Genomic DNA, 15,311 nt, shown 5'->3' with positions numbered 1-15,311 from the left:
GACGGGTGCAGAGGAGCGGGACGGCGCGAGCCCACCGTGAAACCGCTGCGCAACGCTTGGCGGCCGGGCCGGGGAGGACCCGCCGCGAACCGCTGCGCGGAGGCTTGGTGGGCACCGGCGGGACGGGCGTGCGGAGCGCGGGTGGCCGGGAAGGGTTCCGCCCGCCTCCTTCGGGGGTGGAGGCGGGCGGAAGGCGGGGCCGACTACTTGTTGCGGCTGCCGAGTTCGAACAGCAGCATGATGAAGCCGGCGAAGGCGTGGATGCCGGCGGTGTAGATGACCAGCCGGAGGTAGACCCGCTTGTTGGCCCACTTGCCGGCGTCCATGGTCTTCGGGCCGGTGGCGGTGTCGGCGGCACCGGCCGGGCTGACGGTGGTGGCGGGGTCGGCCATGGGGATCTCCTCCAGGGTGTTCTGACGGCAGATCAGTGGGTGGCGGCGGGGCCGCCGCCGAGGCAGAGTTCGCCGCCGGGGCTCTGCAGCAGGGTGTGGACGAAGAGCAGCTCGACGCCGGTGTCGGATTCGGCGGCGATGCAGTGCGGGGTGAGCGAGTCGTAGTGGGCGGAGTCGCCCACGCCGAGGCGGTGGACCTGGTCGCCGAGGGTGAGCCGGAGTTCGCCGCGCAGGATGTACAGCCACTCCTCGCCCGGGTGGACCCGGACGACCGCGTCCTGCACGCCCGGCGGGACGTGTACCCGCAGGGCCTGCATGGCGCGCCCGGGGGCGCCGGCCCGGCGGTAGCCCCAGCCTCCGGCCCGGCCGGGCTCGATGGCGCCGCCGCGGACCACCGGGTCCGGTTCGGCCGCGGTCTCGCCGAGCAGGCCGGACACCGAGGTGCCGTACGCGCGGGCGAGGCCGAGCAGGACGGGCAGCGAGGGCTGCCGCCTGCCGGTCTCCAGCCGGGACAGATACGCTGGGGAGAGTCCGACCCGTCCGGCGGCGACCTCCAGGGTGAGGCGGCTGCTGAGCCGGTGCTCGCGGAGGCGGGCGGCGAGGCCGACGACCTCCTGGTCGTCGAGCCGGTCGCCTGCGGCGGGGGCGCCGGTGGAGCTGCTGGTCATGTGTCCAGTGGACACCCGGCGTGCCGCAGTGGCAAGAATTTTGCCTCAGAGGCAAGGGGGTGGGACGGGCCCCGGCGGCCCGGTCGCGCGCCCCACGGCCGCGGCGGTCACGACCACGGGTCTCACGGCCGCGGGATGTTCCGCAGGTTGCTCCGCGCCAGGTCGATCATGCGGCCGACGCCACCCGAGAGCACGGTCCGCCCGGCCGCCAGCGCGAAGCCCTTCAGCTGGGCGGCGGTGATGTGCGGCGGGATGGACAGCGCGTTGGGGTCGGTGACCACGTCCACCAGGGCGGGACCCGGCCGTTCCAGGGCCTCGGTGAGCACCTCCCGTACCCGGGCCGGTTCGGTGACCCGCTTGGCCGGGATCCCCATGGCCCGGGCGATCCCCGCGTAGTCCACGTCCCCGTTGTCGATCTCCGCCTCCGGGTAGCCGGAGACCAGCATCTCCAGCTTGATCATGCCGAGTGCGCCGTTGTTGAAGACGACGGTCTTCACCGGCAGCCGGTGCTTGGCGACCGTGAGCAGTTCCCCGAGGAGCATGGCGATGCCGCCGTCGCCGGCCATCGCGATCACCTGGCGGCCGGGGTTGGCGAGCTGGGCGCCGATGGCGTGCGGGAGGGCGTTGGCCATCGAGCCGTGGAGGAAGGAGCCGATCACCCGGCGGTGGCCGTTGGGCTGCAGGTAGCGGGCGGCCCAGACGTTGTTCATGCCGGTGTCGACGGTGAACACCGCGTCCTGGGCGGCGACGTCGTCGAGGACGGCGGCGACGTACTCGGGGTGGATCGGCAGGTGCTTCTCGATGTCGCGGGTGTAGACGCCGACGACGTCCTCCAGGGCGCGGCAGTGCTTGCGCAGCATGCCGTCGAGGAAGGCCCGGTCGGGTTTGGCGTCGAGCAGCGGCAGGACGGCCCGCAGGGTGGCGGCGACGTCGCCGTGGACGGCCAGGTCGAGCGCGGTGCGGCGGCCGAGCCGGGTGGCGTCGTGGTCGACCTGGACGGTGTGCAGCTGCGGCAGGAAGGAGTCGTACGGGAAGTCGGTGCCGAGCAGCAGCACCAGGTCGGCGGAGTGCAGCGCCTCGTGGCATGCGCCGTAGCCGAGCAGGCCGCTCATCCCCACGTCGTACGGGTTGTCGTACTGGATCCACTCCTTGCCGCGCAGGGAGTGGCCGACCGGCGCGTTCAGGGCCTGCGCCGCCTCCATCACCTCGGCGTGCGCACCGCGCACCCCTGCGCCGCAGAACAGCACGACCTTGCGGGCCGCGTTGAGCAGCCGGGCCAGTTCCTGCACCTGGGACCACGGCGGTGCGGCGACGGCCTGTTCGGTGAGGAAGTGGCTGGTGCCGGTGGGCCCGGCGGCGGGCAAGGCGGCGACGTCCCCGGGGAAGGCGAGCACCGAGACGCCGTGCGAACCGAGGGCGTGCTGGACGGCGATCCGCAGCAGCCGGGGCAGCTGGGCGGGGGTGGAGAGCATCTCGCACCAGTTGCTGCAGTCGGTGAACACCCGCTCGGGGTGGGTCTCCTGGAAGAAGCCGGTGCCGATCTGGTCGGACGGGATGTGCGAGGCCAGGGCGAGGACGGGCAGGCCGCTGCGCTGGGCGTCGTAGAGGCCCTGGACGAGGTGGGTGTTGCCGGGGCCGCAGGAGCCGGCGCAGACGGCGAGCCGGCCGGTGAGTTCGGCCTCGGCGGCGGCCGCGAAGGCGCCGGCCTCCTCGTTGCGCACGTGCACCCAGCCGATGCCCTCGGCCCGGCGGATCGCGTCGACGACGGGGTTGAGGCTGTCGCCGACGACGCCGTAGACCCGTTCGACCCCGGCCTGCCGGAGCACCTCCACCATCTGTTCGGCCACGCTCGCCACGGGTGCCCTCCTCCGGTCGCCACGGGACACCTGCACCCTCCGACGGGGGCGGGGAGCGGCGCAGCCGGGGTGGGCCGGACGGGTGAGGGCACGGGTGGGTGAGGGCACGGGTGGGGTGTGCGGGTGGGCCGGACGGGTGAGGGCACGGCGCCGGTACGGGTGCGGGCCCGCGCCACGGCCGGTGCGGGCCCGCACCCGGCCACTACTCTGCCGCGAGGTGGTCCTGCTGGCCGAGCTTGCCCGCGGCAAGGCCCGCCTGCGCGTGCCGGCGGGCGGGTTCGCGGCCCGGGGGCTGGGCGAAGCGCTCCTGGGCGGGCGGGGCGGTGGTGGGCAGCGTGACCGGCGCACCGGCCTTGACCTGGACCGCCTCGCCGTCGTGCCGCAGGTGGATGATCTCGCCGCGGCGCAGCGTGTACGTCGTCGAATCGTGGGTGATCCGGACGCCGAGCAGGTGTCCGCGCACCAGCAGCGAGAAGCTCAGCCCCATCAGGCCGGACGGCAGCCGGGGGCGGAAGGACAGCGTCTCGCTGTGGTCGCGCAGCCCGCCGAAACCGGCCACCAGGGCGATGCAGGCCCCGGCGAGCGACGCCATGTGCAGGCCGTCGCGGGTGTTGCCGCCGAGGTCGTGCAGGTCCATCAGGGCGGCTTCGGCGGTGTAGTCGTACGCGAGGTCGAGCTGGCCGACCTCGGCGGCGATGACCGCCTGGGTGCAGGCGGAGAGCGAGGAGTCACGGACGGTCAGCCGCTCGTAGTAGGCGAAGTTGCGGGCCTTCTGTTCGTCGGTGAAGGCGTCGCCGCGGACCTGCATGGCGAGCACCAGGTCGGCCTGCTTGACCACCTGCTTGCGGTACAGGTCGAAGTAGGGGAAGTGCAGCAGCAGCGGGTACTTCTCGGGCGGGGTGTTCTCGAAGTCCCAGACCTGGTGGTCGGTGAAGCCGTCGGCCTGCGGGTGGACGCCGAGGTCCTCGTCGTACGGGATGAACATCGCGGCGGCCGCGTCCCGCCAGGCGGCGGTCTCCTCGGTGTCGACGCCGAGGGCGGCGGCCTCGGCCGGGTGGCGGACGGCGGCCTCGGCGGCGGCCCGCAGGTTCGACTGCGCCATCAGGTTGGTGAAGACGTTGTTGTCGGCGATCGCGCTGTACTCGTCGGGCCCGGTGACACCCTCGATCCGGAACTTCCCGGCGACGTCGTGGTGGCCGAGCGAACGCCACATCCGGGCGGTCTCCACGAGGAGTTCGAGGCCGTACTCGCGCTCGAACTCGTCGTCCGCGGTGGCCCGGACGTAGCGGGCGACCGCGGCGGCGATGTCGGCGCCGATGTGGAAGGCCGCCGTCCCGGCCGGCCAGTACCCGGAGCACTCCTCGCCGCGGATCGTCCGCCACGGGAACACCGCTCCGGACAGGCCGAGTTGGGCCGCCCGCTCGCGGGCCAGCGGGAGCGTGCTGTGCCGCCAGCGCAGGGCCTGGTTGACGGCGCCGGGCAGGCAGTAGGTGAGCACCGGCAGGACGAAGGTCTCGGTGTCCCAGAAGCTGTGGCCGTCGTAGCCGGGGCCGGTCAGCCCCTTGGCGGGGATGGCCCGCTCCTCGCTGCGGGCGCCGGCCTGCAGGACGTGGAAGACGGCGAACCGGACGGCCTGCTGGAGTTCGACGTCGCCCTCCACCTCGATGTCGCTGGTCGCCCAGAACTCCCGCAGGAACTGGGCCTGTTCGGCGACCAGCCCGTCCCAGCCGGTGTACCGGGCGGCGGTCAGCGCGGCCTCCACCTGGTCCCGGACCGCGGGCAGCGAGCGGGTGGCGGACCAGCCGTAGGCCATGAACTTGGCCAGCCGCAGCCGCTGTCCGGGCTCCAGCACGGTGGTGACACTGATCCGGCAGTGGTCAGCCTCCGCCTCGGCGACGGTGTCGGACTTCTCCGGACCCTCGATGACGTGGTCCATGCCGGCCGCGACCCGGATGCCGCTGTACCGGGTGCGGTGCACCAGGACGGCCTTGGTGCCGCCCGCGTGGTGCACCTCCGGCTGCAGCGGCGCCTCCAGGACGGCCGCGGCGCGCGGGTCGCCCTCGGGGCCGCCCGGCAGCTGCTCGTTGGCGACCAGCTCGGACTGCAGCACGATCCGCACCGGACCGTCCACCGCCTCGACGCTGTACTCGACGGCGGCGACGGCGCGCTGGGTGAGCGAGACCAGTCGGGAGGAACGCACCCGGATGGTCCGCCCGGCCGGGGACGTCCATTCGGCCTCCCGGTGCAGCAGACCCTCACGGAAGTCCAACCAGCGCTTGTGGCTGACGAGTTCGCCGTAGCGCAGGTCGAAGGGCTCGTCGTCCACCAACAGTCGGATGATCTTGCCGTTGGTCACGTTGATGACGCTCTGACTGGACTCCGGGTAGCCGTAGCCGCCCTCACCGTACGGCAGCGGGCGCAGCTCGAAGACGCCGTTCAGGTAGGTGCCGGGCAGGCCGTGCGGCTCGCCCTCGTCCAGGTTGGCACGCAGCCCGATGTGCCCGTTGGAGAGCGCGAAGACGGACTCGGCGCGGGCCAGCGCGGCCAGGTCCAGGCCCTGCTCGGTGATCTGCCAGGGGTCGATCGTGAAGTTGTCCGACGGACTCATGCGCCCACCTCGCTCCGCTCGGCAGGGGCATTCGCCCACACGCACCCCACGATGACTCCCTCGCTGCGCTCGCTCATGCGCCCACCTCGCCGCGCTCGGTCATGTCTGCTCTCCCAGGAGCTCGGAAAGGTCGTCGACGACCACGGTGGCGCCGTCGCGGTGCAGTTCGGCGGCCTGGCCGGTGCGGTTGACCCCGACCACCGCGCCGAAGCCCCCGGCCCTGCCGGAGGCGACGCCGGCGAGCGCGTCCTCGAAGACCGCGGCGTGCGCGGGTTCGACGCCGAGTGTGCGGGCGGCGTACAGGTAGGTGTCGGGGGCGGGCTTGCCGGGCAGGCCCTCGGCCTTGGCGACGTTGCCGTCGACGATCACGTCGAACAGGTCCTCGATGCCCGCCGCCCGCAGCACGTCGCGGCAGTTGGCGCTGGAGGAGACCACCGCGCTGGGCAGTCCGGCGGCGCGCAGCCGGTGCACGTAGGCGACCGAGCCCTCGTAGGGCTGGACGCCCTGTTCGCGGATCATCCGCAGCACGGTGTCGTTCTTGGCCCGGCTGACTCCTTGGACGGTACGGGAGTTGGGCGGGTCGTCGGGGGTGCCCTCGGGCAGTTCGACGGCCCGGCTGCGCAGGAACGCCCGGGTGCCGTCGAGGCGCGGGCGGCCGTCCACGTAGGTGTCGTAGTCGATGACGGCGTCGAAGGGGACGAACGGCCCGCCGGTGCGGGCGGCTTCGGCGCGCAGGAAGGCGTCGAAGGTGTCCTTCCAGGCCGCGGCGTGCACCTTCGCGGTCTGGGTGAGCACCCCGTCGAGGTCGAAGAGGAAAGCGCGGATGTCGTCCGGTAGCCCCAGCATGGGTGCAGTCTTACCCGGGAACGGGGGGAAGCCGCCCATTTCCCGGCGGCGCGTCGCGGGAGGGGCGGCTTCCGGTTTCCGGCCGTGCCGGGGCCGCTACGGGGAGTCGGGCATCTGGGCGTCGGGGGCCTGGATGACCGCGAAGACGGCGCCCTGCGGATCCCGGACCACGGCCATCCGGCCGGCCTGCATGTCGAACGGCGGCTGGACCACCGAGCCGCCCGCCTTGACCAGGGCGTCGACCGTGGAGTCGGTGTCGTCCACCGAGAAGTAGCTCATCCAGTGCGAGGGGGTGCCCGGCGCCAGGTATCCGGGGATGGCCTGCATGCCGCCCACCGTGCGGTCGGCGACGTTGAACGAGAAGTAGCCGTCCATGCCCTGGATGGTGGCCGGGCGCAGCCCGAGCGCCGGCTGGTAGAAGCGGCCGGCCGCGTCGGTGTCGGCGGTGTTGAGTTCGTTCCAGACCAGCGCGCCGGGTTCGTTGACGACGCCCGCGCCGATGAAGTCCATGGCCTGCCAGACGCCGAACACCGCCCCGGTGGGGTCGGCGGCGACCAGCATCCGGCCGATCGTGCCGACGTCCATCGGCTCGTAGAGGATGGTGCCGCCGGCCGCGGTGATCGCGCGGTCGCTCTCGTCGGCGTCGTCCGACGCGAGGTAGGTGGTCCAGGCGACGGGCGGCGCCGGCTGGCCCTCGGGCACGACCTGTCCCATGATCCCGGCGACCGGCCGGTCGTTGAGCGTGCACACGGCGTAGCCGCCGAACTCGGCCGGGCCGACCTCGCCCTGCCAGCCGAAGAGGTCACGGTAGAAGTCCAGCGCGGCCTGCTGGTCGCTCGCCATCAGGTCGATCCAGCAGGGGGTGCCGGGCTGGTACGGATCGGTGACTACGGGCATTGCGGGGCCTCCCGGAGGCGGTGATGACCGGCGGTCGTGGGGGCGGGGCCGGGGGCGGTGGGAACGGGCGGTCCGGCCGTCGGGGGCGGGCGGGGTCCGGCCCGGCCGGTGCCGCGGCGGTACACCGCCACCTTCGGCCCGTCGGCGCGATCCCGCCACCGGACGGCGCCGACGGGTGCCCGTGCCCGGGGCGGGCCGCCTTCGCGGGCGGCTCCACGGGGCGGGTGCACGAAGCGGGAGCGGCTGCACGAAGCGACTGCACGAAGCGACTGCGCGGGGCGGCCTACGGGGCGTCGTGGCGCAGGGCGGTGACGAAGTACGGCTGGACCTTGCCGCTCTGCGCGTAGTCCTTGAGCCGGACCAGCAGTTCGGCCCAGGTGCCGGCCACCGCCGGGAGGCCCTCCTCGCTGCCCGGCTGCCAGCCGCCGTGCCGGAACAGCAGCCGGGTGTGGTCGGACGCGCCCGACTGTTCGGCCTGTCCCGGCCGCTCGGACGCGTCGGGGTGCTCGGCCTGTCCGAGCCGGGAGGGGCCGGGCCGGGCGGAGGCGCCGGGCCGGGCGGAGGCGCCGGGCCGGGCGGCGAGGTCCCAGCTGATCCAGGTGCCGGCCCAGTGCGGCGGGAAGGCCCCGGCGTTGGTCCACACCACCCGGTCCTGGTCGGCCCGCTCCACGCGCAGCCGGAACGGCTCGGGGATGTCGGGGAAGTCGAACAGCAGGACGTCGGCCTCCCGGTCCACGGCGGTGGTCCACCAGGCGGTCAGCCCGTCGTGCGTGGTGAGCGCGGCGAGGACGACGGCCCGGGGCGCGGCGATGTCGAACTGCAGGGCGATCTCGGGCATGGGGTCCGCCTTTCGCTGCCGTGCCGGTCCCCTCCCGGAGCCGCGCGGGCCCCGGGGCCGGTCGGCGGGGTCCGCGCACCGGCCACGGACCCACCATGGCACGACCCCCGGGCCCACGCGCCCGGAGGGGCGCCGGCCCGGGGGTCGTCCCCGCTGTCCGGTGGGTGCGGTCAGCCGCCGCTGCCGTACGTGGTGTTGGCGCAGATGTCGTCGTCCGCCGAGCGGGCGTCGTTGGTGACGGTGGTGGGCAGCGGCTGCGGGGGCGTCTGGACGCCCGGGGTGGCGCCGGCCGTCCCGGAGGGCGTGCCGAGGCCGGTGGCCGCCGCGAAGTCCTGGCCGACGATCACCGAGATGCCCCGGGAGCTGCCGGAGGCGAGCTCGGCGCCGGGGAACAGCGCGGCGATCTTCTCGGCGTTCGCCTTCTGCCCGGAGCCGTACTCGATCGTGGTGGCCTTGTACTTGGTGCTCGCCGCCTGGCCGGCCGTGGTGGCGCCGAACTTGGCGGCCTTGAGCTGCTCGGTGCCCTTGCCGGCGAGGCCGTTGACGGTGGTCCCGTTGTAGACCGCCACCTTGATCGCGGCGTTGGAGGCGTCCCCGACCGGGGCGGCCGGGGCGGAGGGCTGCTGCGGGGCGGGGCTGGTGCCGCTGCCACCGCCGTCCGGCTGCTGGCCGGTGGCGTTCTGGCCGTCGATGGTCTGGTCGGCCTTGAGGGTCTCCCAGAGCTTGTTGGCGTCCGGCTGGATCAGGTCGATGTTGGAGTCCTGGGTGCGGTAACGCCAGGGCGCCGTCACGAACTTGAGGTCGTGCATGTCGATGTTCTTCAGCGACAGGCCGAAGGAGAGCAGCTTGTCGGCGGAGTCCAGGCCCGGGTCGACGGTCAGCGACTTGGTGGCGGCGTCGGCGAGCGGCAGCAGGTTGGTGGGGCTCAGACCGTCCTTCTTGATCTTGCTGATGAGGGAGCTCATGAAGGCCTGCTGGCGCTTCATCCGGCCGATGTCGGAGCCGTCGCCGATGCCGTGGCGCAGGCGCACGTAGTCGAGCGCCTTCTGGCCGTCCACGGTCTGCTTGCCCTGCGGGAGGACGAGCGCGCCCTTCTTATGCAGGTTGGGGTTGATGTCCCCCTCGTAGATCGCCTGCGGGAGGCAGATGTCGACGCCGTTGACGGCCTTGGTCATCGCGGCGAAGCCGTTGAAGTCGACCACCATGGTGTGGTCGACCCGGATGCCGGTCACCTTCTCCACGGTGTTCTGGGTGCAGGCCGGGTTCCCGTCGTCGCTGCCGCCGGTCGAGAAGGCCGCGTTGAACAGGTCGGTGTTGCCGCCCTTGGTCCACTTGCCGTTGGGCAGCTTGCAGGACGGCAGCTGGACCATCGTGTTGCGCGGGATCGAGATGCCCACGGCGTGCTTGTGGTCGGCGTAGACGTGCAGCAGGATCGTGGTGTCCGAGCGGGCGCCGCCGTCCTCGCCGCCGCCGAGGTCGGCGTTGTTCTTGCCACGGCTGTCGGACCCGATCAGCAGGATGTTGACCGGCTTGTTGCCGTCGGCGTCGGCCTTGGCCTCGGGCGGGCGGTCGCCGGCTATCGCGTCGGCGTCGAAGGACTTGATGTTGGCGTTCAGCTTGAAGTAGATCGCGCCGCCCGCGCCGGCGATCAGCACCAGCACGCCCGCCGCCGACCAGGCGACGATCTTCTTCACGTTCTTCTTCGGTTTGGCGTTCTTGCGCGCTGCCGCCCGGCCGCCGGGCCCGGAGTCCGCCTTGTCGCCGCCGCGGCCGCCCTTGCTCTGGGCAGCGGCACGGCGGGCCTCGGCCCGTCCGCCGGAGCGCGGGGACGGCACGGCGCCGCCACTCCCGGTGCCCTCGGTCGTGAGCGCACCGGACTCGTCCTCGCTCCGAGCCGGGCCCTCGCCCCACTGACCTGACATGCGCGTACCTTTCACCGACGGAAGCGACGCCCCGGACGATCTGGCGCACCGCACACAGAGAGACGGCCCCAACCGTTCCCAGGTTGCACATACGACCGTCGGCACAACCGACGATCGTGGCTTCCGATCATATTTAGGCCCGACACGGTCACGGACCTCCGGTGGGCAGGCAAACCCTTCGGCACCCGAGCATCCACCAGGCAGAACACCCGAAACCACCCTATTCCGGCGTGACTTACGCCACTCCGGCGGTCCCGCCCGGAGCGGCGCGGGGCCGAACGCCTTGGGCGGCCGGAGGCGGAGCCGGACGGACGGCCCGCGGAGCCGGACGGACGGCGGGCCCGGGAGCCCACGGACGGCAGGCCCATGAGCCGGAGCGACGCCCGGACCCGGCCGGCGGCGGCCTCAGAGCCAGCCGCGGCGGCCGGCCGGCAGACCGGCCTCGAAGCGGCTGCGGGCGCCCAGGCGGTCCATGAGGTCGGCCATCATCCGGCGCACCGTGCGCAGGGAGAGGCCGAGGTGCTTGCCCGCCGCCTCGTCGGTGTAGCCCTGGCCGAGCAGGCGGAGCAGCTCCTGCTCCTGGCGGGTCAGCCCCTGCTCGTCGCGCTCGCGCGGGGCGCCGAAGGGGGTCGCGTCGGCCCAGGTCTGCTCGAACAGGGAGAGCAGGGCGGTGATCACGCCGGGCGAGGAGATCTGCACCGCGCCCTTGCGGGTGTTGGCCGGGTCGATCGGGACGAGGGCGACCCGCCGGTCGATGACCATCATGCGCAGCGGCAGCGCGGGCACCGTCCGCACCGCGCAGCCCAGCCCGGTCAGCCACTCGGCGTGCCGCACGGTGGCCCGGTCCTTGCAGACGCTGTCCAGGTAGACCGTCCGCATCGCGACGCCGCGGGCGAGCAGTTCCTCGTTGCCCGGGCGGCTGGCCTGGAGCGAGGCCGCGGACTGGGCCCGGCGCCGTTCGGACCCGCCGGCGCCGTCCGGCGCGCCCGGACCGGCCGTCCACCCAGGCGATCACGCCGTCCGAGACGTCGGCGACGAACCGGTCCGGCTCGAAGTCCGTCACCGAGGCGATCCACGGCGCGAACTCGGCCAGCGCCTCCTCGACGTCCAGCACGTCCCGGCCATAGTTCGGCGAGACGATCCGCAGTCCGGACCGCTCCAGCGCACCGGCCCCGTACAGGCCGAGCAGGCCGAGCAGGCCGAGGCCGATGCCCTGGCCGGAGTCGTCGGCGCACGGCGGGGTGACCAGGCTCTTGAAGCCGAACCGGTTCATCAGCAGCGTGTTGGTGGGGCAGTTGAGCGCGTAGCCGCCGCTGGTCGACAGGTGGGTGTCCTCGGCGCGGATGCCGCCGACCTCCAGCAGCCGCTCCACGTTGCGGAGCGCGACGCCCTCGCAGCAGCGCTGGACGACCTTCATCACCGCGCTGCGCAGATGGTCCTCACGGCTGAGCGAGTCGTCCGGCTCGGCGCCGGCCAGTTGCTCGTCGGCGGCGGCCACCACCGCGCGGACCAGGTCGTGCGCGGCCTTCCAGGGCTGGGTCGCGGCGCCGCCGAAGAAGGTGACGTCCGCGATCGCGGCCTCGACGTCGAACTCGATCGCCGTGGCGGAGGCGGAGGCCAGCGCCATCAGCGAGCCGGGCTCCAGGCCGAAGACCGTCTCGGCGGCGGTGTACAGCGGCCCGGGGGACTCCACCGGCTCGAAGGTGATCCGCCCCTGCTTCACCACGCAGCCGGCGTACCAGTAGGTGTTCGGACGGCTCTCCTGCGCGTACTCGGGCAGCGCGTCGATCGCGAGACCGATGATCTGCCCGTCGCGGAACAGCGGGACGTCCCGCAGCACCCCGCTGAACAGGTGCGCCAGGCTGTGCAGCGGAAACTCCTCGGCCCCGGCGGGCTTGGGCACCGACTGTGCCTTCGGCAGCCCCGGCGTGCCCCAGGTCGCCGTCACGTCATCGAGGGTGAGCCCCTCCTCCGCCAGCAGCGCCGACAGGAAGGCCTCGGCCCGGCCCTCGGTGTACAGCGGCCAGAAGTGGTGCTTCTGCCCGCCGACCCGCTCCCGTTCCCACACCCGCACCAGTTCGACGTCCGCGCCGTCCCGGCGCCACAGCGCGACGTTCTGGTCGTGCCGCACCGAGAAGACCGCACCCGGCCCCGGCGGCGTGAGATAGGCGGGAAGGAGATGCTCGGCCACGGTTACGTCTTTTTCCTCGGTCTGCCAGGTTCTGTCAGGACGAGGTAATTCCGGCCCACTCGCGAGGGGATTTCCCGCACCCCGCCCAGGGCCGGCCGCCTGCCCCCGGCGCCAGCGACTACCCGGTCATTCGACCACGCCCGCCGAGACCCGGTACATACTGAAATCCCCGTTTACGCACGCCACCGGACCCTCGCGTACGCATGCGCAGCGGGCCCCGGGCACAACGCAGCGGGCCCCGGGCACAGCACAGCGGGCCCCCTCGCTGGCGGGCGGGGTGTCCACCCGACGGAGTTTTTGACAGAGGTGACAACAACTGGCACGATGCCACCATGGCACGACCGAGGAAGTTCGACACCGAGGCCGCGATCGACGCGGCCATGAACACCTTCTGGACCAAGGGCTACACCGCGACCTCGACCGACGACCTGGCCGAGAGCACCGGCATGCTGCGCGGCAGCCTGTACAACGCTTTCGGCGGCAAGCGACAGCTGTTCGAACTGGCCCTGCGCCACTACCGGGAGGGCGGCGCCGCCGGCGACCGCACCATGCCCGACGACCTGCCACCGCTGGAGCGGATCCGACAGCTGCTGCGCACCGGGGTCGACCGGACCGCGACCGACCACCGCGGCTGCCTCGCGGTCAACACCGTCACCGAACTCGCGCTCCGCGAGCCCGAGTTGGCCGATCTGGCCCGACAGGCCTTCATCCCACTGGAAACCCGGCTGACGGAGGCCGTCGACGCCGGCCGGCTCCGCGGCGAGATCCGCTCCGACCGGGCCCCCCAGGTGCTCGCCCGCCAGGTGATGGCCACCTTCCACGGCCTGCTGCTCCAGGCCAAGGCCGGCTTCGACCCCGAGTCGCTGCACGCGACCATCGACGCGGTCGTCGACGACCTGCGGCCCTGAGTTCCGCCTCCCCGCACCTGCAGCCCTTTTTCGCGCCCAAGTTTTTGGCAGTTTCACCAATAACTTCTCCCGTCGGAGGCCCCACCCCATGCCCGTCCTGCCCCGCGTCCCCCGCCCGCCGCTCCTGCCCGTCATCCTGGCGGCCTTCTTCATGTACGGCTTCGACGGCAACGTCGTGAACGTCGCCCTGCCCGCCATCCGCACCGACCTCGGCGCCGGCCAGGCCGCGCTGGAACTGGTCGTGGCCGGCTACGTGTTCAGCTACGCCACCGGGCTCGTCCTCGGCGGCCGGCTCGGCGACATCCTCGGCCACCGACGGATGTTCCTGTCCGGCATGGCCGCCTTCACCGTGGCCTCCGGCCTGTGCGGACTGGCCCAGTCCCCCACCCAACTGGTGCTCGCCCGACTGCTCCAGGGCCTCACCGCCGCCGCGATGGTGCCCCAGGTGCTCGCCCTGATCACCACCGCCGTCCCCTCCCCGGGCCGGCCCCGCGCCCTGGCCTGGTTCGGCGTCACCGGCGGACTCAGCGGCGTCTGCGGTCAGCTGCTCGGCGGGGTGCTCCTCGACGGCGACCCCCTCGGCCTCGGCTGGCGCGCCGTCTTCCTGATCAACCTCCCGGTCGGCCTGGTCGTCCTCGCCGCCGCCACCGCCGTCCTGCCGCGCACCACCACCGGCCGCCGCCCCGCCCTGGACGGCATCGGCATGCTCGCCGTCTCCGGCTCGCTGGCCCTGGCCCTCGTCCCGCTCGTCCTCGGCCGCGAGGCCGGCTGGCCGCTCTGGGCCTGGGCGATGCTCGCCGCCGCCGTCCCCGCCCTCCTGGCCACCCTGCGGTGGGAGCGCCGCCTCGCCGCCCGCGGCGGCCAGCCGGTGCTCGACCCGGACCTGCTCCGCAGCCGGGTCTTCCGGACCGGCCTGGCCGTCAACGCCGCCTTCATGGCCTTCTTCGCCGGCTTCGTCTTCGTCCTCAGCCTCACCGTGCAGACCGGCTTCGGCTACAGCCCGCTGCGCTCCGGACTGGTCTTCACGCCCATGGCCGTCCTCGCCATGGCCTCCTCGCTGACCGGCAGGCGCCTGCTGCCCCGCCACGGGCTCCGCGTCCCGGTCGCCGGCGGGGCGATCACCGCCCTGAGCCTGCTGCTGACCGCGCTCGCCCTGCAGACCGACGGCGCCCGGCACGCCCTCCCCTGGCTGCTGGCCACCATGGGCCTGATGGGCATCGGCAACGGCCTCGTCCTCCCCTCCCTGATCGGTGCCCCGATGGCCGGCATCGCCCCCGAGCGGGCCGGCACCGCCTCCGGCACCCTCTCCACCACCCAGCAGTTCGCCGCCGTCACCGGTGTCGCCGCCCTCGGCGGCACCTACTTCGCCGTCCTCGACCACCACACCCCCGCCACCGCCGCGGCCGCCGCCACCTGGCTCGCCCTCGCCGCCGTCCTCGCCGTGATCGCCCTCACGCTCCGGCTGTCCCGCGCCACCGCAGCGGCGGCCACGGCCACCGGCGCGGACCCGGCACCGGCTCCCCGCGTCCCCGCCCTCGCCACGGACAGCTAGCCAGGTCCTGTCCGGGGCACCGACCCGGGCACCGGCCCGGGGCACGCCCCCGTCAGTCCCGCTCGGGCCACGGGAGCCAGGCGGCGGGCTCGGAACGCCAGGCGGGGACGGACGGCCAGGCGACGGACCCCCCGGTGTCGGGCGACCGTACGGCGCCGCCCGAGGGGGTGTCACCGGTGGACGGCCGCACCAGTGCGGCCGGAAGCGTCACCGAGGCCGTGGTCCCGCCGCGGGCGTTCGGCTTCAGCCGGACCCGGACGTCATGGCGGAAGGCGAGCCGGCTGATCACGAAGAGGCCCATGCGGCCGGGCACCGAGGCGTCCAACGGCGGCGGGTCGGCGAGTCGCTCGTTGATCTCGGCGCAGTCGTCGGAATGGACACCGATACCGAGGTCGTGGATCTCGACCAGGACGCAGCCGTCCGGCAGCGCCCGGCCGGTGGCCTGGACGACGGTGTGCGGGCTGGAGAACACCGTGCCGTTCTCCAGCAGTTCGGCGAACAGGTGGAGGAGGGGGGGGGGGGGCCCGGCCCCCACCCCCGCCCCCCCCCCCCCCCCCCCCCCCCGGGGGGGGTTGTGGGGCCCCCCCCCCCCCCCCCCCCCCCCCCACCCCGCCGAGAAGGAGTGTGCGACGA

Annotated in this window: 12 protein-coding genes and 1 pseudogene; 3 read left to right on the top strand and 10 right to left on the bottom strand. The window is 73.5% G+C overall.

All coding sequences use genetic code 11. From position 1 onward, the window contains the following. Positions 1-203 precede the first annotated feature (203 nt). The 9 genes from ACFV0O_RS16405 to ACFV0O_RS16365 all read right to left on the bottom strand — a co-directional run bounded on the left by ACFV0O_RS16405 (position 204) and on the right by ACFV0O_RS16365 (position 10,906). A complete protein-coding gene (locus ACFV0O_RS16405; RefSeq protein WP_360257746.1) occupies positions 204-392 on the bottom strand; it encodes a DUF6126 family protein in 189 nt (62 codons plus the stop codon). A 32-nt stretch (positions 393-424) separates the two neighbouring features. Further along, entirely contained in the window at positions 425-1,060 is a 636-nt protein-coding gene (locus tag ACFV0O_RS16400) for an XRE family transcriptional regulator (protein WP_360257748.1), read from the bottom strand. 122 nt (positions 1,061-1,182) lie between these two features. Next, entirely contained in the window at positions 1,183-2,916 is a 1,734-nt protein-coding gene (locus ACFV0O_RS16395) for a pyruvate dehydrogenase (RefSeq protein ID WP_380341781.1), read from the bottom strand. A 202-nt stretch (positions 2,917-3,118) separates the two neighbouring features. Further along, on the bottom strand, positions 3,119-5,524 hold the full coding sequence (locus ACFV0O_RS16390) for a glycoside hydrolase family 65 protein (protein ID WP_380341779.1): 2,406 nt from the start codon (positions 5,522-5,524) through the stop codon (positions 3,119-3,121). A 99-nt stretch (positions 5,525-5,623) separates the two neighbouring features. Then, on the bottom strand, positions 5,624-6,370 hold the full coding sequence (locus ACFV0O_RS16385; RefSeq protein WP_380341776.1) for an HAD family hydrolase: 747 nt from the start codon (positions 6,368-6,370) through the stop codon (positions 5,624-5,626). Positions 6,371-6,466: 96 nt separating this feature from the next. Further along, entirely contained in the window at positions 6,467-7,267 is an 801-nt protein-coding gene (locus ACFV0O_RS16380; RefSeq protein WP_380341773.1) for a VOC family protein, read from the bottom strand. Between the two features lie 283 nt (positions 7,268-7,550). After that, positions 7,551-8,105 carry an SRPBCC domain-containing protein gene (locus ACFV0O_RS16375; RefSeq protein ID WP_380341770.1) on the bottom strand — a complete coding sequence of 185 codons (555 nt, stop codon included), beginning with the start codon at positions 8,103-8,105 and terminating at the stop codon, positions 7,551-7,553. A 170-nt stretch (positions 8,106-8,275) separates the two neighbouring features. Further along, positions 8,276-10,027 (bottom strand): LCP family protein, encoded by a 1,752-nt coding sequence (locus ACFV0O_RS16370; protein ID WP_380341767.1) that lies wholly within the window; start codon positions 10,025-10,027, stop codon positions 8,276-8,278. A gap of 405 nt (positions 10,028-10,432) precedes the next feature. After that, positions 10,433-10,906, bottom strand: a complete 474-nt coding sequence (locus ACFV0O_RS16365; RefSeq protein WP_380341764.1) for a LuxR C-terminal-related transcriptional regulator — start codon at positions 10,904-10,906, stop codon at positions 10,433-10,435. 464 nt (positions 10,907-11,370) lie between these two features. On the opposite strand from ACFV0O_RS16365, the gene ACFV0O_RS16360 reads away from it, so the two are divergent. The 3 genes from ACFV0O_RS16360 (at position 11,371) to ACFV0O_RS16350 (ending at position 14,678) form a co-directional block, all read left to right on the top strand. Continuing rightward, positions 11,371-11,772, top strand: coding sequence for a hypothetical protein (locus tag ACFV0O_RS16360; RefSeq protein ID WP_380341761.1), 402 nt, complete (start codon positions 11,371-11,373; stop codon positions 11,770-11,772). Between the two features lie 778 nt (positions 11,773-12,550). Next, on the top strand, positions 12,551-13,126 hold the full coding sequence (locus ACFV0O_RS16355; RefSeq protein WP_380341758.1) for a TetR/AcrR family transcriptional regulator: 576 nt from the start codon (positions 12,551-12,553) through the stop codon (positions 13,124-13,126). A gap of 88 nt (positions 13,127-13,214) precedes the next feature. Further along, positions 13,215-14,678 (top strand): MFS transporter, encoded by a 1,464-nt coding sequence (locus tag ACFV0O_RS16350; RefSeq protein ID WP_380341755.1) that lies wholly within the window; start codon positions 13,215-13,217, stop codon positions 14,676-14,678. Between the two features lie 52 nt (positions 14,679-14,730). On the opposite strand, the pseudogene ACFV0O_RS16345 reads toward ACFV0O_RS16350, so the two are convergent. After that, positions 14,731-15,189: pseudogene (locus ACFV0O_RS16345) on the bottom strand (ATP-binding protein); the annotation flags it as partial. Positions 15,190-15,311 lie beyond the last annotated feature (122 nt).

This window comes from Kitasatospora sp. NPDC059577 (assembly GCF_042735475.1).
In the GTDB taxonomy this organism is placed as follows: domain Bacteria; phylum Actinomycetota; class Actinomycetes; order Streptomycetales; family Streptomycetaceae; genus Kitasatospora.
This window is presented reverse-complemented; position numbering and strand designations above follow the sequence as displayed.